At 70.5% G+C, this 23,659-nt stretch carries 26 protein-coding genes; 17 read left to right on the forward strand and 9 right to left on the reverse strand.

The window, feature by feature from the left end; genetic code table 11:
• The first annotated feature begins 91 nt into the window (after nt 1-91).
• Nucleotides 92-682 carry a TetR/AcrR family transcriptional regulator gene (locus ABD327_RS12830; protein ID WP_344450553.1) on the forward strand — a complete coding sequence of 197 codons (591 nt, stop codon included), beginning with the start codon at nt 92-94 and terminating at the stop codon, nt 680-682.
• 47 nt (nt 683-729) lie between these two features.
• On the opposite strand, the gene ABD327_RS12835 is transcribed toward ABD327_RS12830, so the two are convergent.
• Complete coding sequence (locus ABD327_RS12835) at nt 730-1,350, reverse strand: TetR/AcrR family transcriptional regulator (RefSeq protein WP_344450554.1); 621 nt, start codon at nt 1,348-1,350, stop codon at nt 730-732.
• Nucleotides 1,351-1,439: 89 nt separating this feature from the next.
• Here ABD327_RS12835 and ABD327_RS12840 point away from each other — a divergent pair, with 89 nt between their 5' ends.
• Nucleotides 1,440-2,087, forward strand: a complete 648-nt coding sequence (locus ABD327_RS12840; RefSeq protein ID WP_344450555.1) for a TetR/AcrR family transcriptional regulator — start codon at nt 1,440-1,442, stop codon at nt 2,085-2,087.
• 154 nt (nt 2,088-2,241) lie between these two features.
• Here the strand turns inward: ABD327_RS12840 and ABD327_RS12845 are convergent, their stop codons facing one another.
• Both ABD327_RS12845 and ABD327_RS12850 read right to left on the reverse strand, forming a co-directional pair.
• Nucleotides 2,242-2,601 carry a carboxymuconolactone decarboxylase family protein gene (locus ABD327_RS12845; protein WP_344450556.1) on the reverse strand — a complete coding sequence of 120 codons (360 nt, stop codon included), beginning with the start codon at nt 2,599-2,601 and terminating at the stop codon, nt 2,242-2,244.
• Nucleotides 2,601-3,608, reverse strand: coding sequence for a carboxymuconolactone decarboxylase family protein (locus ABD327_RS12850; RefSeq protein ID WP_344450557.1), 1,008 nt, complete (start codon nt 3,606-3,608; stop codon nt 2,601-2,603). The genes ABD327_RS12845 and ABD327_RS12850 overlap by 1 nt, the downstream gene beginning before the upstream one ends.
• Before the next feature lie 130 nt (nt 3,609-3,738).
• Between ABD327_RS12850 and ABD327_RS12855 the strand changes: the two genes are divergently transcribed.
• A complete protein-coding gene (locus ABD327_RS12855) occupies nt 3,739-4,332 on the forward strand; it encodes a TetR/AcrR family transcriptional regulator (RefSeq protein WP_344450558.1) in 594 nt (197 codons plus the stop codon).
• A gap of 220 nt (nt 4,333-4,552) precedes the next feature.
• Here ABD327_RS12855 and ABD327_RS12860 read toward each other — a convergent pair whose 3' ends face one another.
• Both ABD327_RS12860 and ABD327_RS12865 read right to left on the reverse strand, forming a co-directional pair.
• Nucleotides 4,553-4,945 (reverse strand): hypothetical protein, encoded by a 393-nt coding sequence (locus tag ABD327_RS12860; RefSeq protein WP_344450559.1) that lies wholly within the window; start codon nt 4,943-4,945, stop codon nt 4,553-4,555.
• 20 nt (nt 4,946-4,965) lie between these two features.
• Complete coding sequence (locus ABD327_RS12865; protein WP_344450560.1) at nt 4,966-6,429, reverse strand: AarF/UbiB family protein; 1,464 nt, start codon at nt 6,427-6,429, stop codon at nt 4,966-4,968.
• A 104-nt stretch (nt 6,430-6,533) separates the two neighbouring features.
• Between ABD327_RS12865 and ABD327_RS12870 the strand changes: the two genes are divergently transcribed.
• Nucleotides 6,534-7,934, forward strand: a complete 1,401-nt coding sequence (locus ABD327_RS12870) for an ABC1 kinase family protein (protein ID WP_344450561.1) — start codon at nt 6,534-6,536, stop codon at nt 7,932-7,934.
• 4 nt (nt 7,935-7,938) lie between these two features.
• On the opposite strand, the gene ABD327_RS12875 is transcribed toward ABD327_RS12870, so the two are convergent.
• Nucleotides 7,939-8,595 carry an aggregation-promoting factor C-terminal-like domain-containing protein gene (locus ABD327_RS12875; RefSeq protein WP_344450562.1) on the reverse strand — a complete coding sequence of 219 codons (657 nt, stop codon included), beginning with the start codon at nt 8,593-8,595 and terminating at the stop codon, nt 7,939-7,941.
• Nucleotides 8,596-8,649: 54 nt separating this feature from the next.
• Nucleotides 8,650-9,843 carry a M20 metallopeptidase family protein gene (locus ABD327_RS12880; RefSeq protein ID WP_344450563.1) on the reverse strand — a complete coding sequence of 398 codons (1,194 nt, stop codon included), beginning with the start codon at nt 9,841-9,843 and terminating at the stop codon, nt 8,650-8,652.
• A 226-nt stretch (nt 9,844-10,069) separates the two neighbouring features.
• Here ABD327_RS12880 and ABD327_RS12885 point away from each other — a divergent pair, with 226 nt between their 5' ends.
• The 10 genes from ABD327_RS12885 to ABD327_RS12930 all read left to right on the forward strand — a co-directional run bounded on the left by ABD327_RS12885 (nt 10,070) and on the right by ABD327_RS12930 (nt 19,788).
• Nucleotides 10,070-10,873, forward strand: coding sequence for an MlaE family ABC transporter permease (locus ABD327_RS12885; RefSeq protein ID WP_344450564.1), 804 nt, complete (start codon nt 10,070-10,072; stop codon nt 10,871-10,873).
• 17 nt (nt 10,874-10,890) lie between these two features.
• On the forward strand, nt 10,891-11,745 hold the full coding sequence (locus ABD327_RS12890) for an ABC transporter permease (RefSeq protein WP_344450565.1): 855 nt from the start codon (nt 10,891-10,893) through the stop codon (nt 11,743-11,745).
• Nucleotides 11,742-12,818, forward strand: coding sequence for an MCE family protein (locus ABD327_RS12895; RefSeq protein WP_344450566.1), 1,077 nt, complete (start codon nt 11,742-11,744; stop codon nt 12,816-12,818). Before ABD327_RS12890 ends, ABD327_RS12895 begins: the two co-directional genes overlap by 4 nt.
• Nucleotides 12,818-13,915: an MCE family protein gene (locus ABD327_RS12900; RefSeq protein ID WP_344450567.1), complete on the forward strand. Its 1,098-nt coding sequence runs from the start codon at nt 12,818-12,820 to the stop codon at nt 13,913-13,915. The genes ABD327_RS12895 and ABD327_RS12900 overlap by 1 nt, the downstream gene beginning before the upstream one ends.
• Complete coding sequence (locus ABD327_RS12905; RefSeq protein ID WP_344450568.1) at nt 13,915-14,973, forward strand: MlaD family protein; 1,059 nt, start codon at nt 13,915-13,917, stop codon at nt 14,971-14,973. The genes ABD327_RS12900 and ABD327_RS12905 overlap by 1 nt, the downstream gene beginning before the upstream one ends.
• Nucleotides 14,970-15,989 carry an MCE family protein gene (locus tag ABD327_RS12910; RefSeq protein WP_344450569.1) on the forward strand — a complete coding sequence of 340 codons (1,020 nt, stop codon included), beginning with the start codon at nt 14,970-14,972 and terminating at the stop codon, nt 15,987-15,989. Before ABD327_RS12905 ends, ABD327_RS12910 begins: the two co-directional genes overlap by 4 nt.
• Nucleotides 15,990-17,003: an MCE family protein gene (locus tag ABD327_RS12915; protein ID WP_344450570.1), complete on the forward strand. Its 1,014-nt coding sequence runs from the start codon at nt 15,990-15,992 to the stop codon at nt 17,001-17,003.
• Nucleotides 17,000-18,328, forward strand: a complete 1,329-nt coding sequence (locus ABD327_RS12920; protein ID WP_344450571.1) for an MlaD family protein — start codon at nt 17,000-17,002, stop codon at nt 18,326-18,328. The genes ABD327_RS12915 and ABD327_RS12920 overlap by 4 nt, the downstream gene beginning before the upstream one ends.
• A gap of 19 nt (nt 18,329-18,347) precedes the next feature.
• On the forward strand, nt 18,348-19,223 hold the full coding sequence (locus ABD327_RS12925) for a hypothetical protein (RefSeq protein ID WP_344450572.1): 876 nt from the start codon (nt 18,348-18,350) through the stop codon (nt 19,221-19,223).
• Between the two features lie 91 nt (nt 19,224-19,314).
• Nucleotides 19,315-19,788 (forward strand): MarR family winged helix-turn-helix transcriptional regulator, encoded by a 474-nt coding sequence (locus ABD327_RS12930; protein ID WP_344450573.1) that lies wholly within the window; start codon nt 19,315-19,317, stop codon nt 19,786-19,788.
• 3 nt (nt 19,789-19,791) lie between these two features.
• Here the strand turns inward: ABD327_RS12930 and ABD327_RS12935 are convergent, their stop codons facing one another.
• Entirely contained in the window at nt 19,792-21,552 is a 1,761-nt protein-coding gene (locus tag ABD327_RS12935) for a WD40 repeat domain-containing serine/threonine protein kinase (RefSeq protein WP_344450574.1), read from the reverse strand.
• 49 nt (nt 21,553-21,601) lie between these two features.
• On the reverse strand, nt 21,602-22,210 hold the full coding sequence (rpsD, locus tag ABD327_RS12940; protein WP_344450575.1) for a 30S ribosomal protein S4: 609 nt from the start codon (nt 22,208-22,210) through the stop codon (nt 21,602-21,604).
• A gap of 77 nt (nt 22,211-22,287) precedes the next feature.
• Between rpsD and ABD327_RS12945 the strand changes: the two genes are divergently transcribed.
• From ABD327_RS12945 to ABD327_RS12955, 3 genes are read left to right on the forward strand one after another with little or no spacing between them, the layout of a single operon-like run.
• Entirely contained in the window at nt 22,288-23,067 is a 780-nt protein-coding gene (locus ABD327_RS12945; RefSeq protein ID WP_344450576.1) for a DUF2470 domain-containing protein, read from the forward strand.
• A 31-nt stretch (nt 23,068-23,098) separates the two neighbouring features.
• Nucleotides 23,099-23,260: a type II toxin-antitoxin system RelE/ParE family toxin gene (locus tag ABD327_RS12950; RefSeq protein ID WP_425547105.1), complete on the forward strand. Its 162-nt coding sequence runs from the start codon at nt 23,099-23,101 to the stop codon at nt 23,258-23,260.
• Nucleotides 23,257-23,586 (forward strand): helix-turn-helix domain-containing protein, encoded by a 330-nt coding sequence (locus tag ABD327_RS12955; RefSeq protein WP_344450577.1) that lies wholly within the window; start codon nt 23,257-23,259, stop codon nt 23,584-23,586. The genes ABD327_RS12950 and ABD327_RS12955 overlap by 4 nt, the downstream gene beginning before the upstream one ends.
• The last annotated feature ends 73 nt before the right edge of the window (nt 23,587-23,659 follow it).

Below are 23,659 nucleotides of genomic sequence, written 5' to 3' on the forward strand. Positions count from 1 at the left end.
TCTGCCATCATGGAAAGCGGAACCTCGTCCCGTTTCGACGATACGGAACGACGTCCCGTTTAGCAAGCCCGATCACGGAGGGAACGAAGCGGTGAACGAAGGCGACCCGGGCGCGGGGCGTGAGGCCCGCCCCAGGCGGGCGGACGCCCGGCGCAACCAGGAGGCGCTGCTGGACGCGGCCGCCGCGGTCTTCGTCGAGTCGGGCGTGGAGGCGCCGGTGCGCGACATCGCGGCCAGGGCCGGAGTCGGGACGGCCACGATCTACCGCCACTTCCCGACGCGGGCGGATCTCATCATCGCCGTCTACCGGCACCAGATCGAAGCCTGCGCCGAGGCGGGCCCGGCCCTGCTGGAAGCCGGCCCGACCCCCCACGCGGCACTGGGCCGATGGATCGACCTCTTCGTCGACTTCCTCGTCACCAAGCACGGGCTCGCCGCCGCGCTGCGGTCCGACGACACCGCCTTCGACGCGCTGCACGCCCACTTCCTGGACCGGCTCCTGCCCGTGTGCGCCCGGCTCCTCGACGCGGCGGCCGCCTCCGGCGAGATCCGTTCCGACCTGGAGGCCTACGAGCTCATGCGCGGCGTCGGAAACCTCTGCATAGGCGCGGAAAGCGACCCCCGCTACGACGCGCGCCGACTGGTCGGACTCCTCGTCGCGGGCCTGCGCCGACCGCACTGACCCGGCGGGAGCCCGCCGCCGCACGACGGCCTTCCGCCGGACGGGGCCTAGCGGGCCAGGCGGCCGAGGATCTCGGCGACCTCGTCGACGAGGGCGGCGGCCTCGTCGTCGGTCTCGGCGACGGCGACCTCGCGGCCCGCCTCGCCCATGACCGTGGTGAGGATGAGGGCGAGCATGCGGGACTCCCGCTCGCCGAGGAGCTTGGTGTTCTGCTGGATCCACTGGCGGACCCGGCGGCGGCGCATCAACCCGAAACCGGCGGGGCCCTCGCCGCCGGAGAACAGCCTGCTGGTGTGGCGCTGCTCCCAGCAGACCTCGAGGAAGGCGCGGGCGCCCAGGATGAACAGGGCGATCGGGTCCCCGACGCCCTCGGCCCTGGCGCGCTTGACCGCCCGGGTCGCGCGGCGTTCCTGCTCGGCGGTGTAGTCCTCCCACAGCGCCAGGTAGAGGCCGGCCTTGCCCCCGTAGTGGTGGTAGAGGCTGCCGACGCTGATGCCGGACCGCTCGACGATCTCGGCGATGCCCGCCGCCTCGTAGCCGCGCTCGGCGAAGACCTCGCGGGCGGCCGTCAGCAGGGACTGCCGGGTGGCGTCGGCCCTGGCCCACTGGGCGCCGACCCTGGCCCGGCTCGGCGGGGAGGCCGCTGAAGCCGCCGATGAATCGGTCATGAGGCGATTCTAGAGCACGATTCTAGAATCTGGCCCGGCATCCGAGGTCAGGCACGCCCGGGGTGCCCGGCCACTAGGATGACCGTCAAATGCCTACGTCAACCTGGTACCGGCTCAACCCGGTCAAGCGCGAGCGCGTCCTCGAGGCCGCCCAGCGGGAGTTCGGCACGCACGGCTACTCGACCGGCAGCCTCAACACCATCGCGCGCGAGGCCGACATCGCCAAGGGCTCGCTGTTCCAGTACTTCGAGGACAAGCTGGAGTTCTTCACCTACGTGGCGGAGGAGACCGCGAGCCGGATCCACACCGAGATGGAGCGCCGGATCGCCGCCAGCGACTTCGACCAGTCCTTCACGCACTGGCTGGGCGACGTGTGCTGCATGTGGGCCGACTACTTCGCCGAGCACCCCCTGGAGCGGGGGGTGACCGCCGCGATCAACCTGGAGATCGACAACGCGGTGCGGGCGCTGGTGCGCAAGCCGTCGAACCACTACTACATGCGGACGATCCCGCCGCTCACCAAGGTCTGGCGGGAGCGCGGCGACATCCGCCCCGACCTCGACGACGACGCGACGACCGCGCTGCTCATGCTGATCCTGCCCCACCTGGCGCTCGCCCCCTACTACGACGGCGTCGACCCGGTCCTCGGCCTGCGCGGCAAGAGCCCCGAGGAGCAGCACCCCGTCATCCGCGCGTTCGTCTCCAACCTCGCACCGCTTTTCGAGCCCAAGGGCTGAAACGACCGCAGCGGAGCGAGGATCGGTTCAGCCCTTCTCGGGGGTCTGGGGGTCGTCCCCCAGGTTCGTGTTCGGGCGACCGCAGCGGAGCGAGGATCGGTTCAGCCCTTTTCGGGGGTCTGGGGGTCGTCCCCCGGATTGATGTCGCAGCGCCTCACGAGTCGAAGGTGTTCGACACCATCGACAGGGTCGCCCGGTTGCCCACGATGAAGCACAGGACGGACAGCTGCCGGGGGGTGTAGAACTCCGCGAGCGCCCGCCAGGTGGTGTCGGAGATCATCCGGTCGGAGCACAGCTCGTCCACGGCGGCCAGCAGGAGGCGCTGCCGGTCGTCCAGCTCCTCGTCCTCCTCGCGGGGGCGGTCGTACAGGTCGGTGTGGCGCGCGGTGCGCCGCAGGACGAGCGCGACGTCCTCCCGGGGGAGGCCGCCGCGGCGGTAGGTCGGCACCCAGAAGGACAGCCACGGCCACAGCAGCCGCGGGTGGCGGCCGATGACCTCGATGGCGTGCGGCATCAGGACTCCTCGAACTCGGCGACGAGTATCTTCGTCAGGCCCAGCGCGCGGCGGGCGCGGCGCGGCACGAGCTCCCCGGCGGTGGGGACGTCGGTGACGCGGATGCCGGAGACGCGGTGCAGCCGGCCGAGCCGTTCGACCCCGCCCCTGCCCTCGGCGAGCAGGTTGCGCACCCAGTCGGTGCGGTCGCCGTACGGGAGGGCGACGAAGAGGAGGCGGCCCGAGCGCACGGCCAGGACGGGCGTGCGGTACTCCCGGCCGGAGACGCGTCCCCGGTGCACGATCACCGCGTACGGGGGCAGGTAGGGCGCCCACACTCCCTGGACGCGGTTGGTGACGCGCTTGTTGAGCGCGGGCAGCCAGCGCGGGGCGAGCCGGTCGGAGTCGTCGGGGGAGCGCAGCCAGGAGAGCGGCCCGTGCTCCCAGGCGCCCGGCTCAGGCACGGCTCCGGCGGTCTTGAGGAACATGGCGAGCATCTCGTAGTGGCCCACGAGCATGCACAGCTCGACCAGCAGCGACCGGTCGAGGAAGCCGCGCAGCTCGGCCAGGGTCGGCTCGCTGATCATCCGTTGCGCGTGGAGTTCGTCGGCGGCGCGCAGGAGGGCGGCCTGGCGCGGGTTCCAGCCGGCCGCCTCGGGGCCGTCGGCCACCCGCTCCACCGAGTCGATCGACAGGCCGCCCAGCCGGGAGAGCGCGATGTGGTGGAAGAACTCGTACCAGGCTCCGACGTTCCAGGCCGTCCGCAGCGTGACGAGTTCGACGTCGGCGCGCTCCAGCCTGCCGAAGAGCACGATGGAGGCGGCGAAGCGCAGGTACCGGCGCATCAGCCGCGGGTCGCGCCCGGGGAGGTCGAACAGCCGGGCTCCGTCCGTCCCCACCAGCAGCGACATCGCCCTGCCCATCAGCCAGGTGCGCGGGCCGAGTTCGGCGAGGCCGCCGGGAGGGATCCGGGGCGGGACTGCGTGCCGCCAGCGGGGGGAAGCCGCCAGCCGTTCTCCAGCGTTCATCGGCGCTCCTGGTGTCGCGGATCTCGGGATCCGTCGGAGACCATCACGGGCCACTCAGATCACATACGGTACATCGCGGCGACCTGCAACAAAGCTGTAGCATTGTTGCACCGTAGGAGGAAGGCGAGGAATGGTGAAGGCGGCACAAGGGAACCGGATTCCGGGACTTCCGCCCAGGCCCGCCCCGGCGCTCGACCCCTACCTGGACGCGGCCTCCCGCTGCTTCACCCGCTACGGCATCGCCCGCACCTCCGTCCAGGACATCGCGCGGGAGCTGGGCGTCAACCGCACCACGGTCTACCGGCAGGTCGGCAACGTCGAGCAGGCGACCCGCCTGCTGGTCTCCCGCGAGATGCACCGCATCCTCGCCGGGCTGCCCGCCCGTATGGTGGGGCTGAGCGGTCCGGAAGCGGCCATCGAGCTGCTGGCGACCGTCGTGGAGGAGGCGCTCGCCCACCCGGTGGTGAGCAAGATGCTCAACGACGAGCGCGAACTGCTGGGCACCCTGCTGGCCGACGGCATCCCCCAGCTCTTCCAGGAGATCTCCGGCCGCATCGCCCCGCTCATCGGGCTGACCGTCCGGGCGGGGGTCATCGCCGAGCGGGACCCGGCGATCCTCGCCGACTGGCTGGCCCGGATCGCCGTCACGGTGATGGTCTCCCCGCCCCGCACCCCGCTGCGGCGCTTCCTGGCGGAACTGCTCGTCCCGGCCCTCACTCCCTGAGCGGTCAGACGACCACAGCGAAGCGAGGATCGTCTGACCGCCTTTCGGGGGTCCGGGGGTCGTCCCCTGGAGGAGCATGGTCAGACGACCACAGCGAAGCGAGGATCGTCTGACCGCCTTTCGGGGGTCTGGGGGTCGTCCCCTGGAGGAGCATGGTCAGACGACCGCAGTGAAGCGAGGATCGTCTGACCGCTTTCTGGGGGTCCGGGGGCCGGAGGGTTCAGGCGGTGATGGCCTGGATCTTCTTCTGGAAGGCCAGCTGCTCGGGGGTCGGGTCGCCCTGGACGTTGATCATCGACATGACCTGGGCCGAGTCGCCCTCGATGGTGAGCTCGCCGGACATGATCGAGCTCATGATCAGCGACGGGTCGTTCTGGATGTACAGGCGCTCGGCGACCGGGTAGGGCACCGTCACGGTGGTGGCGGCGTCCGGGTTCAGGCCGCGCTCGACGATCCCGGAGTCGGCGTGGACCTGCACCTCTCCGTCGGGGCCGCCGGTGATGACCAGGTTGATCAGAAGGCCCTTGACCTCGGCCGGGGGCTCGGGCCATTCGGGGCGCAGGGCCTCCACGGCGTCGAGCCAACCGTTGGACAGGAACACGTGCTTGGCCACTGGGTCTCCTTGGAGGGATGTCAGACGGTGTCTCGGCGAAGCCGTTTGTTGATCTCGCCCAGGCGGGGCAACAACGGAAGAAGTGCCTGGACGAACGGCATATCTGGGACAAGATGCCGAGTGAGGGCCCGGTAGGTCAAGAGGGCGCGCAGCCATTGCAGCAACCCCGTCGGAAGTTGGAGCCCGTGCCGCACCGCGATGTCCCGCAGGACGGGCCCCGCCGCCTCCCCGTCGCGCATCAGCCGCAGCGGGGACAGCTCGGGGGCCGCGCGCAGGTCCTCCTCCAGTTCGGCCAGCGCGACCGGGTCCACGGATCCGGGCACCGCGCCCAGCCGGACCAGGGCGTCGACCTGTCCGGCGAAGTCCCCGCCGAACAGCGCGGTGACGTAGTCCAGGAAGGCCAGGCGCAGCTGCCGGTCCAGCCGTCCGGTCGCGCTGCAGCCGACCAGGGACAGCGAGCCGTCGGGCAGCACGAGCAGGTGCTCCGGCCGCAGGTCGGCGTGGAAGACGCCGTCGGCCAGCGCGCTCTCCAGGACGAGCTTCATCAGGGCGGGGACCGCGGCCTTGGCCGCGGTCCGGTCGAGTCCCTCGGCGAGGGGGACGGCGCCCTCGGGCCATTCGAAGGCGACCGCCTGCTTGGCGGCGAACTCCGGCACCGGCCGGGCGAGCGAGAGCCCCGCCGTCCCGCCGGACTCCAGCAGCAGGGCGAGCTCGACGGTGTTCAGCGCGTCGTTCCGCAGGTCGGTGTGCTCGATGGCCTGGCGGGCGGTGGAGCGCAGGACGGACAGCGGGCGGACCGCGCGCAGCTGCGGGACCAGCTCGGCCGGGCCCAGCAGGGTCGCGGCCAGCCGCAGGTCGCGCAGAAGGTCTCCGCGCACGCCGGGGCGGGCGACGCGGAAGAGCACCTCGCGCCCGTCGGACAGGGTGGCCCGGTGGAGCTGGCTGAGCGGTGAGACGGCGAACGGCTCGTCCGCCACGCCCCGCACCCGTGCGGGGAAGGCGCGGTTGAGAAGGCGCCACACCTCCGCGGCGGGGACCGGCGCCGGGACGAGCGGTTCCTTGCGCAACCGTTCGACCAGGAAGCCGGGGACGAGGCCCTCGCTCTGCTCCAGCAGCCGGGCGACCTCCGCGCCCGAGGGCCCGAAGGCCTCGAACTGGTCGCGGAGCCAGGCCGAGGCGGCGGTCCTGAACAGCTCCTCGGGCGGGTCCCGGTACAGCAGCCCGTCCAGCACCACGCCGGGCAGCCGGCGCACCGCCCAGCGCACCTGCCCGGCCGGGACGGCCAGCGCGTGCCGGGCGAGCCGGGTCAGGGACGGGGGACCGGGGCTGGCCCAGGCGCGGGCGCGTTCGTCGAGTTCGGCGTCGCGGAGGCTCCGGGCGCGCGCCCAGCCTTCGACCTCGTCGGCGAGACCCGGCTGCGCGCCGACCCAGGCGGAGGTCCGGGCGGAGTTCACCAGGGCGGGAGCGGGAGTCTCAGCGGCCATGCCCCGGACCCTAGCCAACACCGGGAGTGACGTGCAACATATCGACGCTTTTGTCGCAATGAGCTAGTTTTCGCAGTGACTTCTCTTACACCCCGGAGGCATACATGGCGTTTCACGGCCCCTACGCAGACGGCCCCTCCGCTGCGGACCTGAAGGTCGAATCGCCTCCACTGAAGACGCTGACCTGGCGGGATCCGGGGCGCCTGGCGGCCGTGATGGCGGTCCTCGCGTCCCAGGTGCTCCTGCAACTGGCGAAGTGGCTGGTGCGGCGGGGCGAGAAGAACTGGAAGGCCGCCGCCTCGCGCGGGGTCATCGACGCCTTCGAGAAGCTCGGCCCCACCTTCGTCAAGCTCGGCCAGGTCATCGCGTCCTCGCCGGGGCTCTTTCCCAAGCCGCTGGCGGACGCCGCCGTGCGCTGCCTGTACGCGGTCAAGCCGTTCGGCGTCGACGAGGTGCGCCGCGTCATCACCGAGAGCCTCGGCGCGCCGCCGGAGGAGATCTTCAAGAGCTTCGAGCCCGTGCCGCTGTCCGCCGCCTCCATCGGTCAGGTGCACGCCTGCGTGCTGACCGACGGGCGGGAGGCGGTCATCAAGGTGCAGCGCCCGGACATCAGCCGCACCATGGCGACCGACCTGCGGGTCGCCTACGCCGTCACCCGGCTGCTGGAGCGGGTCTCCAAGAACGCGCTGGCGATGAAGCCCTCCGCCGCCGTCGCCGACCTGCACTCGGTCACCTTCCAGGAGCTCAACAGCGCGCTGGAGGCGCAGCGCCAGCACGACTACCGCGCGCACCTGCACGACTTCGACGACAACTACGACGTGGCGGTCCCCGAGATCTACTGGGACTACTGCGGTCCGCAGGTCATCTGCATGGAGCGCATGCACGGCATCCCGCTGGACGAGTTCGAGGAGATCCGCGCCCGCGGGGTGGACGGCGCGGAGATGCTGCGGCGGGGCGTCAAGGTCTGGGTGGAGTCGGCGCTGCTGCGCGGGGTCTTCCACGGGGACCTGCACGCCGGCAACCTCTGGCTGCTGGACGACGGCCGCATGTGCTACCTGGACTTCGGCATCATGGGCGAGGTGACGGGCCCCTGGCGGGAACTGCTGAAGGACATGTTCTACACCGGCATGTTCGACGCCGACTTCAACCGGCTGGTCCCGCACTACCGCGCGCTCGGCATGATCCCCGAGGGCATCGGCACGGACGCCGAGATCGCCATGCGGCTGGAGATGATCTTCGGTCCCATCCTCAAGTCCGGCATGGCCGGCATCAGCCTCGGCAAGACCATCGGCCTGATCATGGACATGGCCAAGCAGTACCAGGTCGACTCGCCCCAGGAGCTCGTCCTGGTCAGCAAGCAGTTCCTGTACTTCGAGCGGTACTCCAAGGAGCTCGCCCCCGACTGGATGATCTTCGGGGACATCGCGCTGGCCGAGAACGTCTTCCCCGAGGAGTACGCGAAGAAGTCGGCCGAGCTGGAAGCGGCGAAGACCGCCTCCTCCTGAGCGCCTAGTACCAGTTGTTGCGCTGCCAGAACGACCAGGCGCCGCACGGATCCTTGTAACGCGCCTTGATGTAGGAGAGCCCCCACAGCATCTGGGTGGTGGCGTTGGTCTCCCAGTTCGGGCCCGCCGAGGACATCTTGGAGCCGGGGAGCGCCTGCGGGATCCCGTAGGCGTCGCTCCAGGGGTTGTCGGCGCGCTCGTTCCAGTTGCTCTCGTGCTCCCAGAGGGTCAGCAGGGCCGGCCAGCAGGCGTCCCAGCCCCGGGCCGCGTTGAGCTTGCGGCCGGCCTCCTTGTTCTCCGCGGAGCTCGGGTTCGGCATCTTGGCCAGCTTCTCCGCGGCGAGCTTGGCGTCGATCTCCTTCTTGTGCTTCTTGTACCAGGCGGCCTTGCGCCGGGCCTTCTCCTTGGCCGCCTTCTCCTTCAGGAACGCGCGGCGCTTGGCGTTGGCGATGGCGTCGGCCACGAGCGGTTCCAGCGGCCTCATGTCGGACTGCTGCACCATCCGGAGCGCCTCGTTCGCGGAGAGGCCCTCCGTCTCGGCGATGGCGGGCGGGTCGGCCTCGCCGAAGTCGACGTACAGCACGGCGGCGCCGAGCCCGAGCATCACGACCAGGACGACCGTGATGCTGCCGAGGGCCCGGCGGAAAGGGGAGTCCTGCATGGACAAGAAGGATGCCCCCTGCGGCGTGCGCGTGGAACAGCCGGAGCGGAAAAATCATCCGCGGTGGAGCCTGCGCAGGGCCAGTTCGGCGTACAGCGCGCTGCCGCGGGCCAGCACGGAGTCGTCGAACTCGGCCTCCGCGGAGTGGTTGCCGGGGGCGGTCAGCGGATCCCGGTCCGGCGCGCAGGCGCCGAGCAGCGCCATCGCGCCGGGGACGGCGTCCAGCACGAAGGAGAAGTCCTCGGAGGCCGACACGGGGTGGGGCGCGTCCATGTACCGGTCCTCGCCGAGCAGCCCGCGGGCGGCGGCGCCGAGGAACGCGGCCTCGCCGGGGTCGTTGACCGTCACGGGGTAGTCGACGCGGTAGTCGACGTCCGCCGACACGTCGTGCGCGGCCGCGATGCCCTCGACGACCCGGCGCAGGCCCGTCTGCACCTTCTTCTGCGACTCGGCGGAGAAGGAGCGGACGGTCGCGGTGAACATCGCGTCGTGCGGGATGACGTTGGGCGCGTCCCCGGCGTGGAAGCTGCCGACCGTCAGGACGACCGGGTCGAAGACGTTGAAGGAGCGCGTGACGAACGTCTGGAGCGCGCCGACCATCTCGCACGCGGCGGGGATGGGGTCGCGGGTGACGTAGGGCATGGACGAGTGGCCGCCCTTGCCGTGCACCGTGACCGTGACGGTGTCGGCCGCGGCCATGATGGGCCCGTCCTTGCACAGCACGAACCCGGACGGCAGCAGCGAGGACGTGACGTGGAGGGCGTACGCGGCCACCGGTTTCTGCCAGGTCGCCTCCAGGACGCCCTCGTCGATCATCATTCGGGCGCCGGCGTAGCCCTCCTCGCCCGGCTGGAACATGAAGACGACGCTGCCGGGCAGGTCGTCCCGGCGTGACAGCAGCCGGGCCGCGCCGACGAGCATCGCGGTGTGCAGGTCGTGGCCGCAGGCGTGCATGGCGCCGGTGCGGCGGGAGCGGAACTCGACCCCGGTGTGCTCGTCGAGCGGCAGGGCGTCCATGTCGGCGCGCAGCAGCACCGTCGGGCCGGGGGCGCCGCCGCGCAGGACGGCGGTCACCGAGGAGAGCGCCCTGCCGGTGGTGATCTCCAGGGGGAGCCCTTCCAGGGAGCGCAGCACCTTGTCCTGGGTGGCGGGCAGGTGGAGGCCCAGTTCGGGTTCGGTGTGGAGGTCGCGCCGGAGGTCCTGGAGGTCGTCCTGGAGGGCGGCGGCTTCGGCGAGGGTGTGGTTCACGAACTGATCCAACCCTCGTTCCGGCCGAGGGGCAATTGTGAAGAAACCTCATGTTGGTTTCGTGTGCTCTCACCAGTGACAACAGGCGGATCGGTTGTTCTCACCAAATCTGGAAACGGGTATTCCCGTCTTAGACCGAATGCCAGTAGAGTCCCCTCATCCGCGATATGTGACCTGTGTCGCCCTCTGTGGCTCAAGTCGCTCTTGGTAATGAAGGGGTCCGGCGATGGCTCTGCTGCTGCAACGGGGGCCCGGGCTCGCGCTCAAGCAGGCCGGCAAGCTCCTGGACGAGACCGGCGAGCTGTTCGTGACCCTCCTCGAGGGGCTGCGGCGCACCTGGGACGTCCGCACCTGGTGGGGCGAGTTCATCGAGCAGTGCTGGTTCATGATCCGGGTCACCACCGTGCCCCTGCTGCTCATCGCCATTCCGCTCGGCGCGACGATCTCGCTCCAGGTCGGTGACATCGCCCGCCAGATCGGCGCCGAGTCCAGCACCGGCGCGCTGGTCGTCGCGGGCATGGTGCGCCAGGTCGCGCCGCTGGCGGCGGCCCTGCTGATCGCGGGATCCGGCGGCAGCGCCATGACCTCCGACATGGGGGCGCGGCGGATCCGCGACGAGCTGTCGGCGCTGGAGGTCATGGGCATCAACCCGACCCACCGGCTGGTGACCCCCCGCCTGTGGGCCGCGAGCGTCGTCAGCGTCCTGCTGTGCTCCATGGTGATCCTGTCGGGGACCGCGGGAGGCTTCTACTTCAACGTCATCCAGCAGGGCGTCACCCCGGGCGCGTACTTCGACGGGGCCGCCGCGCTGCTGCAGATCTCCGACCTGGGCGTCACCCTCTTCAAGGCGTGGATGTTCGGCCTGACCGCCGCGGCCGTCGCCTGCATGATGGGCATGAACTGCGAGTACGGGCCGGCCGGCGTGGGACGGGCGGTCACCCGGGCGACCGTCGCGACCTCCCTGCTGGTCTTCGCCCTGAACTACACCATCGAGACGCTCTACACCGTTCTCGTCCCCCCCAAGTTCTGAACCTGCGAGGAACCCCCTTGGCTGCCATCCTCCCCGGGCGCAAACTGGGCGTCGCCGTCCAGGATCGGGTCAAGAGGCTGCCGGAGGCGGCGAACCTGCCCATCTTCCTGGGCCGGGTCGTCCACCACCTGGTGGTCGATCTGATCATTCGCCGCAAATACGGCAAAGCCGTCGTGCGCCATATGAGCGACATGACCATTGGTGTGAACGCCCTCTTCATCGGCGGCGGCATGGTGTTCGTCATCTTCGCGATGTCGTTCCTCACCGGCGCGCTCGTCGGCGTCCAGGGCTACCCGTCCCTGGAGCGCATCGGCGTCGAGTCCTTCACCGGACTGGTCTCCAGCTTCTCCACCATCCGGGAGATGGGGCCGGTCATCACCGGCATCGCACTCGTCTCCCAGGTGGGCAGCGCCTGCACCGCCGAGATCGGCGCGATGCGCATCAGCGAGGAGATCGACGCCCTGGAGGTGATGGGCATCAACTCCATCGCCTACCTGGTCTGCACCCGCATCGCCGCGACCGTCGTCGCGCTGGTCCCGCTGTACCTGCTGGCGCTGTTCGCCAGCTTCTTCGCGACCAAGTTCATCTCGGTGCAGTTCTTCGGGATGTCCGAAGGCGTCTACGACTACTACTTCCACATCTACCTGCCACCTCAGGACGTCTTCTACAGCGTCCTGAAGGTGATCGTCTTCGCGTTCATCGTCATGTTCATCCACTGCTACCGCGGCTACTACGCCAGCGGCGGTCCGGTCGGCGTGGGCATCGCGGCGGGCAACGCGATCCGTGAGTCCGGAGTGGCGATCGTGCTGGTCAACCTGCTGCTGTCCTACATCTTCTGGGGTAACGGAGGGTCGGTGAGCCTCACCGGATGAGCAGCTCAGATCTCTCCCTCTCCAAGGCGGCCAGGACGAGGTTCGCCCTCCTCGGCACGGGGATCGCCGCGGCGGTCGCCGTCGCCGCGGCGGTGGCGGCCACCCCGTCGGACCCCCCGTCGCACTACTTCAACGCCACCTTCAACCGCGCCGGGCAGGGCCTGGACGGGCAGTCGAAGGTGAAGGTCCGCGGCATGACCGTCGGCTCCGTCGTCTCGGTGAAGCTGGACGGCAAGGGCCGGGCCCGGGTGCGGTTCCGCGTCGACGAGGACATCCGGGTGCCCGCCACGGTCTCGGTCGGGGTCGAGCCGACCTCGGTCTTCGGGCCCAAGGACCTCTCCCTGGACTTCGGCCAGGGAGAGGGCGTCGGCCCCTTCCTGAAGTCGGAGGCCGTCATCACCAGGACCTCCGACCCGGCCGAGCTCTCCGACACCGGGCGCCCCATCGCCGACCTCGCCGCGGCGATCGACCCCGAGGACCTCTCCACCGTGGTGCACACCCTCGCCGAGGCCCTGCGCGGCAACGGGGAGAAGCTGCGGCGGACCACCGACAACGGCCAGAAGGTGCTCGAACTCCTGCACCGCAACCGCAAGGGCACCTCGCGGGCGCTGAAGGACGCGACGGCCCTGGCCGGCGTGTTCGGGAGCCGGACCGAGACGATCGACCGGCTGCTGGACGACGCGACCGCCCTCAACAAGACCCTCGCCGAGGATCCCGAAGGCTTCGAGCAGACCCTGGACAACGCGGCGGTCCTGGCCGACGCGCTCTCCGCCACGCTCGAGAACAACGGCGACGACCTCGCCCTGCTGATCGACAAGGGCTCGCTGCTCAACGACAGCCTCTACAGCCGCCAGCCGGAGCTGGTCAGCCTGATCAACGGGATCAGCAGCCTCTTCGGCGGGCTGGCCGCGATCATGCAGGTGCCGGGCCCCCAGGGCACCCGGCTGGGCAACACGAACCTGTACGTCTCGCTCAACCTGTGCGACGAGCTGCCCGACCTGTGTCCGCCGGAGTGGACCTACACCGACAAGGACGACCCGAAGAAGAAGACGAAGAAGAAGGGGAACGGCTGATGGCGCGCCGCACTATCGGGCGGTACGGCCCGGCCCCCTCCATCCTGGTCAAGGTGCTCGCCTTCACGGTCGTCAGCCTGGTCCTGACCTACTACATCGGCGCGATGATCGTCGGCAGCAGCTTCAACGAGCGGTACGAGCTGCGCGCCGGCTTCGAGGACGTCGGCGGGCTCATCGCCAACGACCTGGTCAAGGTCTCCGGCGCGCCCGTGGGCAAGGTGACCGGGGTCAAGGTGGTGCGCGGCAGGGCCGAGGTCACCATGCTGGTCGACCGCGAGGTGAGGCTGCCCGCCGACAGCACCGCGGAGATCCGCTGGCGCAACCTCATGGGCCAGCGGATGATCTACCTGGTGCCGGGGAACACGCGGACCGGCCAGTGGCTGGAGGACGGTTCGCGGCTGAAGTCCACCAAGGCGGTGGTCGACCTAGGCGAGATCGTCAACACGCTCGGGCCGCTCACCCGAAACCTCGATCCCGCGCAGCTCAACAAGATCCTCCAGGCGGTCGCGCGGATGCTCGAGGGCAACACCGAGAACATCAACCTGATGACGGTCAACCTGCAGAACGTCGTGAAGACGTTCGCCGACCGCAAGGACCAGCTCACCTCGATCCTGGACAGCTACTCCAGCCTGACGAACGTGGCGGTCCGGCGGGACGGGCAGATCGAGCAGGTCATCGACGACCTGGTCGCCATCAGCGAGGCGTTCGCCGGCAACACCGACCTGCTCGGCTCGGCGAGCGGCGAGCTGGCCCAGGTCAGCCGCACGCTGGACAAGGTGATCAGCGGCAACCAGCGGGAGCTGGACCGCGCCATCTTCAACCTCGACCGGTTCGCCCAGGCCGCGGCCGACGACGTCGGCCAGTTGGAGAAGGTCCTGCAGGGCCTGCCGCCCGCGCTGCGCTCCCTGTTCAGCATCGTCAACGGCGGCCATTATCTGCGGGTCAACGCGATGTGCCTCAACGTCGTCCAGGGCTCCTGCCCCACCCCGATGCGGTTGCCCGGACCGGAGAACAAGACGACCGACCAGGAGCGGCGCGACGGCACGGCGACGCTCCGCAACCTGCTCGGACAACTCTCAGGACAGGGAGGCCAGTGATGAAGAAGGCCCTCTCCCGCGTCGTGAGCGTGCGCGGCGGGCGCCCCCGCCTGGCCTCGCTGCGCGACCTCGACCGCAGGCTCGTGGCGGTCGTCTCGATGGCCGTCGTCGGCGCCATGCTCGCCTTCGCCTTCCTGTACGGGCAGCTCGGCCTGTTCCGCGGCGGCTACGACGTGACCGCCGTGTTCACCGAGACGGGCGGAATCCAGACGAGGGACGACGTCCGCCTGGCCGGGGTGAAGGTCGGGTCGGTCTCCGGCATCGACCCGAACTTCCAGAAGGGCTACGTCGTCGTCACCTTCCGGCTGAACAGCGGTGTGGAGCTCGGTCCCAGGACTCGCGCCGACGTGCAGCTGTCCAATCTGCTCGGCGGCCGGTTCCTCAAGCTCACCGGACCCGTGCAGAAGCCCTACCTGCACACACTGCCGGCGGAGAAGAGGCGCATCCCCAAGGAGCGCACCGGCACCCCGTACACGGTCGTGGACGCCCTCAACAAGTCGACGGGCGACCTCGGCACGCTCGACATGGAGTCGCTCACCAAGGTCCTGAAGGAGACCGAGAAGCTCACCCTCCCGTCGCAGAAGAACCTCAACAAGCTGCTCACGAACATCAGCACGCTGAACGCCGCGCTGAACGAGAAGAGCCCGCAGTTCCAGCAGCTCATCGCCGACGCCAACGAGCTGACCGGCACGCTGGCCACCAAGAACGCCGACCTCACCCGATTGATCGAGGCCTCACGGACCCTGCTGAAGACGCTCGCCGCGCACAAGGGCGAGCTGTCCGACGCGCTCGGCGGCAACAGCCGGACCGTCACGGTGCTGGCGGACGTGGTGGACAAGCGGGGCAAGGAGCTCGACGACCTGCTGGCCAACCTGCACACCATCACCGAGCGGCTGGAGCCGAACATCGGCAACCTGAACACCACCCTGGCGCTGCTCGGCCCCTCCTTCGAGGCGCTGGCCAACGCGGGGAGCACCGGGAACCTCGCCTTCGTGGCGACGGGCCTGGGCGTGCTCCAGCCCACCCGGACGATTCTTCCCCCGGAGGCGCGACCGTGATCTCCCGAATGAGACTGGCGGCCCTCGGCCTGGCCGCGGCGCTGGTCCCGGCGGCCGGATGCTCGGTCCTGGACGGGGCGGGGCAGACCCGCCTGACCGTCTACTTCGACCGGGCCACCAGCTTTTACGCCGGCTCGAACGTCAAGGTGATGGGCATCGACGTCGGTACCGTCGAGAAGGTCGAGATCCTGGCCGACAAGGTCAGGGTCGAGGCGACCGTGGACGGGGACGTCCCGCTGCCCGCAGGGGTGAAGGCCTCGATCGTGCCGCTGAACCTCGTCGGGGAGCGCAACCTGGTGCTCTACCCCGCCTACGCCGGCGGGCCCAAGGCGCCGTCGCGGTTCGTCATCGAGCAGAAGGACACCGTCCTGCCGATCGAGACCGACGACGCGCTCGCCGCCTTCACCGAGGTGCTCGACGCCATCGACCCGATGCAGGCGAGGAAGGCCACCCGCAACGCCGCCGAGTCGTTCGAGGGCAACGGGGAGGTCTTCAACCAGGTGCTGCAGGAGAGCGGGCGGCTCACCGAGACCCTCGGAGGGCAGGCCGACTCCCTGGCCGGGCTGGCCGAGAACCTCTCGGTCCTGTCGGACGTGGTGAAGGGCAAGGAGGACGTGCTCGGCGACATGATCGAGCAGCTCTCCGCGGCCACCTCCGTGTTCGCCCAGGAGCGCGACGAGATCGAGAAGCTGGTGAAGTCGCTGGTGCGGCTGGTGCGCAGCGGCGACGTCCTGCTGAAGAAGTACGAGGGCACGCTCGTGGACGACCTGCGCGTCCTCACCCAGGTCACCCTGGTGCTGAAGGGCAACAGCGGGCAACTGGAGCAGCTGGTCAACTCGCTGCCCAAGGTCGCCAAGGCCTTCCTGGACACCTGGGACCCCAAGTCGCACACCGCCACGCTGAAACTCTCGCTCGACCCGTCGCTGCGCAACCTCGCGCGCGAGCTCGGCGTCTCGGACGGGAGCGAGTGCATCCTGCCCCAGCCCGCGTTCGCCAACTGCGAGTGGGAGGACTGAATGAGACGGCTTCTCCCGCTGCTGGCCCTGGTGACGGCCCTCGGAGCGAGCAGCGCCTGCACCCCCTCGACGCTCGGCGCGCCGACCGGGAAGCTGACCCTGGTCGCCAGGTTCAGCGACGCGCAGAACCTCGTCGCCGGGCACAGCGTGCAGATGAGCGACATCCAGATCGGCAGCGTCACGAAGGTGCGGCTGGTCGGCTACGAGGCCGAGGTCACCATCTCGGTCGAGGACGAGTACAGGATCCCGGCGGGCACGTCGGCGGAGGTCGCGCAGACCTCCCTGCTGGGCGAGAACTACGTGAAGCTGACCCTGCCCGAGGGCGGCGACATGGCGCGCGGCCCCCACCTCCAGAACGGCGCGCGGATCGAGCGGACCAGCGTCGCCCCGCAGTTCGAGCAGGTCGCCGACAGCGCCGGGGAGATCCTCCGGGCGATCAGCGGCGACGACGTGGCGACCCTCCTCAACGAGGGCGCGACGGCGCTGGAGGGCCAGGGCCCCAAGCTCAACGACATGGTCGCCCAGTCCGGGGACCTGCTGGCGATCGTCGCCGGACAGCGCGAGGAGCTCGGCGACGCCATCGACCAGCTGGCCAAGCTCGGCCGGATGCTGGAGAAGCACGAGGCCTCCTTCGCGTCCGGCGACATCGAGCGGACCATCGGCCTGATCGACGACAACAAAGAGAAGATCATCCACACGGTCGACCGGCTGACGGCCACCGCGCGGCAGCTCAACGACAAGGTGTTCGTCGGGCGGGCCGAGAAGATGCGGACGATGCTCAAGAGACTCGACCCGACACTGGAGACGATCGGCTCCAGCACCGAGCAGCTGAACCGGCTGGTGGCCAGCCTGGCGGAGTTCCAGGAGGTCGTGCCGAAGGTCGTCTACGACGGGCAGCTGCTGCTGTTCGGCTCGATCCGGGCCGGCTTCCGCAACGACGCGTCCAAGGACGACCCGTCCAGCCTGCTCTTCCCGTTCCTCGACCAGATCATCCAGCAGGGAGGCGGGCGGTGAACGGCAGGCGCATCCTCATCAACGTCACCGTGTTCGCGGTCCTCTCGGCCGTGATGGCGGTGTGGGCCGTGCAGAACGTCGTCAGGTTCGACTTCGTGGACCGGCCGTACACGATCCGCGCGGAGTTCGTCTCCTCGCCGGGACTGCACGAGAACTTCGAGGTCGCCTATCTCGGAGTCGGCGTCGGCGAGATCAAGTCGATCCGGCTGGACGACGAGGGCGGCAAGGTGGTGACCGAGCTGGCCATCCGCCGCGGGGTGCGGCTCCCCGCGGCGCTCAAGGCCGCGGCGGGGCGCAAGTCGGCGGTCGGCGAGCCGTACGTCGACCTGTCCCCGCTGCCCGGGGCCGACCTGTCCGAGCCGATGCGGCCCGGCGGGATGATCCCGAAGGAGAACACCTCCGTCCCGGTCTCCTACGGCGACCTGTTCTCCAAGGTGATCGACGGGCTCGACGCCGTCGACCCGGAGGCCACGAAGCTGCTGTGGAGCGAGCTGGCCAAGGGCCTGGAGGGCCGCGAGGACTCCCTGCGCCAGATCATCGACGGCGGTGACGAGCTCACCTCGACCTTCGCCGAGCGGACCGAGCTGATCGACGGGCTCACCGAGGACCTCTCGAAGCTCACCCGCTCCCTGGCCGGGCACAAGGACGCGCTGGGGAACACCATCGACGGTTCCGCGGCGATCGTCGGGCCGCTGGCCGCCCTGCGCGCCGAGATCAAGGAGCTGACCGAGCGCGCTCCCGGATACACCTCCCGGCTGGCCGCCTTCGTCGAGCAGACCGACACGTTGGTCGGCTGCAGCCTGAACTCGCTCGGTGCGGGGACCCTGGGGCCGCTGGGCACGCGGCGGAACCTGCGGGACCTGGAGAGCGCGCTCGGCATGGCCGACCAGCTGGTCCTCGCCCTCGACGACATCATCCGGCCGACCGGGACCGAGTACCAGAAGGCGATCAACCTGGCGGCGATCATCGCCACCAAGGGCGAGGCGCCCAAGGACTTCAAGGCGCCGCTGCCGCAGCCCGCGGTGCAGGACGTCCCGGTCTGCTCCAACGGCGCCGACCCGTTCCGGGCGGTCCCCGCCCGGAACGCGGACCGGAAGGACGGCGACGGAGAAGAGAGCCGTACGGACGAGCGGGCCGCCGCGCCCGCCGTCACCCCCGCGGGCACGCCGAGCACGGTCGTGGCCCGTCCCGCCGCCGCGTCGGAGCCCGGAGGACCGCCCGCGTGGCTGGTCTACCTCCCTCCGGTCCTGGCCCTTTTGGTGCTGGTGCGAGTTGCGGTACGTTCTGTCCCCGCCCTGGCCTGGGCTCGGCGCCGTCGCCGGTGAACACCCCGAGGAGAACTGAGTGAGCACCACCACTGGGCCGGACAAGAAGCCCGTACGGCGCGTCCGGGTAATCGAGATCCTCGACGACGAGGAGCTCGACGGGACGGCCGACGAGAAGGCCGCCGAACCCGGGGTTCCGGGCGAGGCGAAGGACGAGGCCGGAGCCGGGGTCACCCTCCTCAAGGCCGACACCGACACCGACACCGAGGCCGAGGCCGAGGCCGACACCGAGCCCGCGCCGGTGAAGAAGCCCGTCGTGAAGACTCCGTCCGGACGCGGAAAGCTCCCGGCGGTCCCGTCCGGCGCCGGCGGCAGGACCCCCCTCCTGCTGACGGTCGCGGTCGTGGTCCTGGCGCTGCTCGCCGGTTTCGCGCTGTTCCAGTGGAGGTCGGCGGCCGGAGCGGCCGAAGAGCGCAAGGAGCTCGTCTCCCGCGTCACGGCCTTCGGCGACCTGATGGCCACCTACTCCTACGACGACGTCGAGAGCGCCAACAAGAAGGCGATGACCTATCTCGTGGGCGACGCGCTCGAAGAGCGCAAGAAGGTGGACCTGACGGCCCTCCGCGAACAGCTGGAGTCGCAGAAGACCAGGTTGAAGTCCACCACCTACGCCGTCTACGTCGGTTCGGTCGACGGGAACCTGGCCAGCGCCGTCCTGGTGTTCGACCTGCGGGGCGAGTCCACCGCGCTGGCCGAGCCCCAGACGATCGCCAAGAGCCACCTGACCCTCGGCCTGATCAAGCGGGACGGCGAGTGGATGATCAGCTCGATGGTCCCGGCCGGGAGCGAGAGCGCCTCCTCCGCGAGCACGCCGACGGGAGCCGTTCCGAACGGGACGCCCTCCGCGTCCCCGGATAAGGCGGATAAGCCGGAGAATAAGGACGAGAAGAACTGACGCTTTCGATTCCGCTCGACGAAACCCCCGGATACCTTCGTGTCCGGGGGTTTTCGGTAAGACGGGCCCCGGGTGGACAGAAAGTGGGACCGTGGTGGACGCCGACTCGGAGCACATCCCGGACGAGCAGCTGATCCGGGAGTTCGGGCTGTTGCTGAGCGCGACGACCCGCCTGGAGCGCATCGTGGGACGGGCGCTGGAACGGCGCGCAGGCATCACCCACGTCATGCTCGAGGTGCTGCTGCGGCTGGACGACGGCTGCCGGTCGATGAGCCACCTGGCCCAGGAGATGATCCTCACCAGCGGCGGCATGACCCGGCTGGTCAACCGGATGGAGGGCGCGGGCCTGGTCGTCCGCGCCACCTCGCCCACCGACCGCAGGGTCCAGCAGGTCTCCCTCACCGGCAGGGGGCGCGAGACGCTGCGCCGCGCCCTGCTCGTGCACAGCGAGGTGCTGCGGGAGTTCTTCTCCGGGCCGCTCAGCGACGGGCAGCGGGCCGCGCTGGAGGAGTCCCTGCTCCTGCTGGAGGCCAGGGGCCGCAGGGAACTGCCCTCCCTGGGATGAGGCTCAGCGGAGCCTCCACAGCCGGAGGACCTGGTCGCCGCCGCCGGCGACCAGCAGCGAGCCGTCGGGGCTGAAGGCCAGCGCCTCGACCGACCCGTCGTCGGCCTTCAGGACCTGATCCAGCGGGGTGCGGGCGACCGGGTCCCACAGCCGGACGGCGCCCTCCTCGCCGCCGGCGGCCAGGAGCCGCCCGTCGGGGCTGAACGCCAGGGCCAGGACCCAGCCGTCGTTCTCGCCCAGGGGGCCGCCGACGGGGGCGAGGGAGGCGGCGTCCCACAGCCGGACGGTCCGGTCGCTGCCGCAGCCGGCGAGCAGTCGCCCGTCGGGGCTGAAGGCGACGCGGGCGACCGAGCCCGCGTGGTCCTGGACGGGGAGCCCGAAGGGGGCGTGGGCCGTCATGTCCCACAGCCGGATGACGCCCTCGCTGCCGCCGCCGGCCAGCAGCCGCCCGTCGGGGCTGAAGGCGACCGACAGGACCCAGCCGGGGTGCTCGAACACCGAGACGGGCGCGGGGCTGTTCATGTCCCACACGCGGACGGTCCCGTCGGTGCCGCCGCTGGCCAGCAGCAGTCCGTCGGGGCTGAACGCCACCGAGCGCACCCCGTGGGTGTGGCCGTGCAGGGGTTCCGCGGCGGGGGCGAGGGTCGCGGCGTCCCACAGGCGGATCGCGTGGTCGCCGCTGCTGGCCAGGAGCCGCCCGTCGGGACTGAACGCCACCGAGTCGGCCACGGTGGTGTGGGCGAGGACCGGGGGAGCGGCCAGGGTGCGGCGCTCCACGTCCCACAGGCGTACGGTGCCGTCCCTGTCGCCGCTGGCCAGGTGCCGCCCGTCGGGGCTGAACGCCACGGCCCTGATCACGTTGGTGTGGCCCTCGAGCGGCGGCCCGCAGGACGCGAAGACGGGATACGCGGGGGCCGGAGCGGTCCGGACCCGGGCGGGGGCCGGGGCGGGGGAGGAGTCGTTCAGCAGGGCCGCGGCCTCCTCGGCGGTGGGGCGGCCGGCCGGGTCGGGGTTCATCAGGCTCTGCAGGACGGAGGTCAGCGGGCCGGCGTTGCGCGGGGGCTCGGGTTCGGCCCGGCTGATGGCGAAGAGCAGGGCCGCGGTGTTGGGGGCCTGGAAGGGGGCGCGGCCCTCCACGGCGGTGTAGAGCGTGGCGCCCAGCGACCACAGGTCGGAGGCGGGGGTGGCGCTCTCGCCCCTGATCTGCTCGGGCGCGAGGTAGGCGGGGGTGCCGACGATCGTGCCGGTGGCGGTCAGCGCGGTCGTGGCGTCCTCGAGGACGGCGATGCCGAAGTCGGTGATGATCGACCGGTCCTTCTCCAGAAGGATGTTGCCGGGCTTGATGTCGCGGTGGACGACGCCCTCTCCGTGCGCGACGGCGAGGGCCTCGGCCACGTGCGCGCCGATCCGGGCCGCCTCCTCGGGGGAGAGCGGCCCGGCGGACTGCAGCAGACCCGCCAGGGACGGGCCGGGGACCAGTTCCATGACGATCCAGGGGAGGTCGTCCTCGTCCCGGAACTGGTCGTAGACGGTGATGATGTTGGGATGGCGCAGCCCTCCGGCGGCGCGGGCCTCGCGTTCCATCCTGGCGACCAGCACGTCCCGCTGGTGCGTTCCGGTGGCGGGCAGGCGGAGCTGCTTCAGCGCCACGTCGCGGCGCATGTGCTCGTCATGGGCCCGCCAGGCGGCGCCCATGCTGCCTTCCCCCAGTAGTCCCAGCAGCCGATAGCGTCCCGCGACCAGCCGGCCGTCTCCATGCTCCACGCTAGTTACATAAGCACATGAAACGGACCATCGGCACCGCGAGCGCGGGTCAGCGGCTGTAGAACTCCACCACCTGCTGCTCGTCGCAGACGACCGGGATCTCCCGCCGCTCGGGCAGCCGCTCCAGCCGGGCGAGCAGCGCCTCGGCCCGCACGTCCAGGTAGGGGGCGGAGACCGCGGGGGCGTAACCGCCCTGCGCGGCGGTCTGGAAGGGGAGCAGCGAGCGGCTCTTCTCCGCGACGGAGATGAAGTCGCCCGGCCGCAGCCGGTAGGAGGGGCGGTCCACGCGCCTGCCGTTCACCAGGATGTGGCGGTGCACGACGAACTGGCGGGCCTGGTAGATCGTCCGGGCGAACCCGGCGCGCAGGACCAGGGCGTCGAGGCGGCGCTCGAGGTCGACCACCAGGGCCTCGCCGGTCTTGCCCTCCACCTTGCGGGCCCGGTCGAAGGCCAGGCGGAGCTGGGCCTCGCGGATGTTGTACTGCGCGCGCAGGCGCTGCTTCTCCAGGAGCTGCGCCTTGTAGGGGGAGTCCTTCTTGCGGCCCCGGCCGTGCACCCCGGGCGGGTACGGGCGGGCCTCGAAGTACTTCACGCACTTGGGCGTCAGCGGGATGCCGAGCGCGCGGGAGAGCTTCGCCTTCGGCCGGGGGTTGTTCATGGTGCTCCTTCGTGGTTAGGTATGCCTAAGTAAGGCTAGCCTAACCTAAGCCAATCCCGCTTCCGAAGGAGCCCTCGGTGACCTGCAGACCCGGACCCGCCGAGCGGGCACGCACCCTCGCCTACGGCGTCGCCGGCGGTTCGCTGACCGCGCTGGACCTGACCGAGGAGCTCGTCGCCGCGCACGTGACGGGCCCCGACGGCGCCCCGCTGCTGCTCATGCCCTCCGCCTCCCCGGTGGTGCAGAGCCTGCGGCACGCCCCCGACCTGCCCGTGACCCTGCAGATCACCGACCTGTCGCCGGTGCCGCTCCCCGACCGGGTGCGCGGCACGGCCTGGCTGCACGGCTGGGTCACCGAGGTCCCCGCGGAGTCCCGGCGCGAGGCGGCCGTCCGCCTCTCCCGCCTGCACCCCCGCCCCGACCTCCTCGACATCGGGGTGCGCATCCCCCTGCCGGGCGACGAACCCGAGTGGACGATCCTGTCCCTGGAGGTCGCCGAGGTCCACCTGCGCGACATGTGGGGCGACTCCGTCATCGAGCCGGAGGACTACGCCGAGGCGGCCCCCGACCCGTTCGTCGCGGTGGAACCCGCCCTCGTCTCCCACCTGGACTCCCACCACCGCAACGAACTCCAGGCCCTGTTCGGGCACCGCTTCGGCGACGTCACCCCCGCCCCTTCCGTCCGGGCCGTGGGCCTGGACTGCTTCGGCCTGCGAGTCCGCTGCACGCCCCCCGACGCCTCCGCCCCGCCCCCCTTCGACCTCCGCTTCCCCTTCCCCGAACCCGTGACCGACATGGCCGCCCTCCGCCGCGCCTACCGCCACCTCTTCCACGAGGCCCGCCACCCCGCCGCCTGACCGGCCCGCGACACCTGCTTCGACTTCCCTCTTGCGGATGCTGTTCGTCTTCGATCCGGACCGGGCTGCGATCTTCTTGGTTGCGGGAGACAAAGCGGGTCAGTGGTCGCGATGGTATGAAGAGGCGATTCCGCTCGCCGAAGCGCGTTATGCCGATTACCGCGCCGAAATCGGGAAGGAGAAAAACCGATGAGCGTTGGACGTCGTTGGCAAGAGGTCAAGGCCGAGGCGCATCGCCGCCATCCGGAACTGGCAGATCCGGAACTCCAGGCGAGGGCGGTTGCGGCACTGGACGCGCAGGTGGCGGGCTACCACCTCAAGGAACTCCGCAAGGCACTGGGCAAGACGCAGGGAGAGGTGGCACAGGTCCTGGGCGTCTCCCAGGCGCGCGTCTCCCAGATCGAGAACGGTGACATCGAGGCCATGGAACTCGAGACTCTCCGTGCTTATGCGGCGGCGCTCGGAGGACACCTCGACATCACCATCAGCGTGGGCGCCCATACGGTCAAGGTCGCCTGACGCGGCAGGGGTGGCCCCGGCCTTGTCCCGGCGCGCGGTCCCGGTCCCTTCGGGGCCGAAGTCCCTGGTCCGG

It is taken from the genome of Actinocorallia aurantiaca (genome assembly GCF_039533685.1).
Taxonomy (GTDB): Bacteria; Actinomycetota; Actinomycetes; order Streptosporangiales; family Streptosporangiaceae; genus Actinocorallia; species Actinocorallia aurantiaca.

What these genes read in the sequence shown, in the direction of transcription:
- ABD327_RS12850 (WP_344450557.1), bottom strand. Translation starts at nt 3,608, where the DNA reads ATGAACGCTGGAGAACGGCTGGCGGCTTCCCCCCGCTGGCGGCACGCA.
- ABD327_RS12845 (WP_344450556.1), bottom strand. Translation starts at nt 2,601, where the DNA reads ATGCCGCACGCCATCGAGGTCATCGGCCGCCACCCGCGGCTGCTGTGG.
- rpsD (WP_344450575.1), bottom strand. Translation starts at nt 22,210, where the DNA reads ATGAACAACCCCCGGCCGAAGGCGAAGCTCTCCCGCGCGCTCGGCATC.
- ABD327_RS12875 (WP_344450562.1), bottom strand. Translation starts at nt 8,595, where the DNA reads ATGCAGGACTCCCCTTTCCGCCGGGCCCTCGGCAGCATCACGGTCGTC.
- ABD327_RS12885 (WP_344450564.1), top strand. Translation starts at nt 10,070, where the DNA reads ATGGCTCTGCTGCTGCAACGGGGGCCCGGGCTCGCGCTCAAGCAGGCC.
- ABD327_RS12840 (WP_344450555.1), top strand. Translation starts at nt 1,440, where the DNA reads ATGCCTACGTCAACCTGGTACCGGCTCAACCCGGTCAAGCGCGAGCGC.
- ABD327_RS12835 (WP_344450554.1), bottom strand. Translation starts at nt 1,350, where the DNA reads ATGACCGATTCATCGGCGGCTTCAGCGGCCTCCCCGCCGAGCCGGGCC.
- ABD327_RS12855 (WP_344450558.1), top strand. Translation starts at nt 3,739, where the DNA reads ATGGTGAAGGCGGCACAAGGGAACCGGATTCCGGGACTTCCGCCCAGG.
- ABD327_RS12905 (WP_344450568.1), top strand. Translation starts at nt 13,915, where the DNA reads ATGAAGAAGGCCCTCTCCCGCGTCGTGAGCGTGCGCGGCGGGCGCCCC.
- ABD327_RS12915 (WP_344450570.1), top strand. Translation starts at nt 15,990, where the DNA reads ATGAGACGGCTTCTCCCGCTGCTGGCCCTGGTGACGGCCCTCGGAGCG.
- ABD327_RS12895 (WP_344450566.1), top strand. Translation starts at nt 11,742, where the DNA reads ATGAGCAGCTCAGATCTCTCCCTCTCCAAGGCGGCCAGGACGAGGTTC.
- ABD327_RS12955 (WP_344450577.1), top strand. Translation starts at nt 23,257, where the DNA reads ATGAGCGTTGGACGTCGTTGGCAAGAGGTCAAGGCCGAGGCGCATCGC.
- ABD327_RS12870 (WP_344450561.1), top strand. Translation starts at nt 6,534, where the DNA reads ATGGCGTTTCACGGCCCCTACGCAGACGGCCCCTCCGCTGCGGACCTG.
- ABD327_RS12900 (WP_344450567.1), top strand. Translation starts at nt 12,818, where the DNA reads ATGGCGCGCCGCACTATCGGGCGGTACGGCCCGGCCCCCTCCATCCTG.
- ABD327_RS12865 (WP_344450560.1), bottom strand. Translation starts at nt 6,429, where the DNA reads ATGGCCGCTGAGACTCCCGCTCCCGCCCTGGTGAACTCCGCCCGGACC.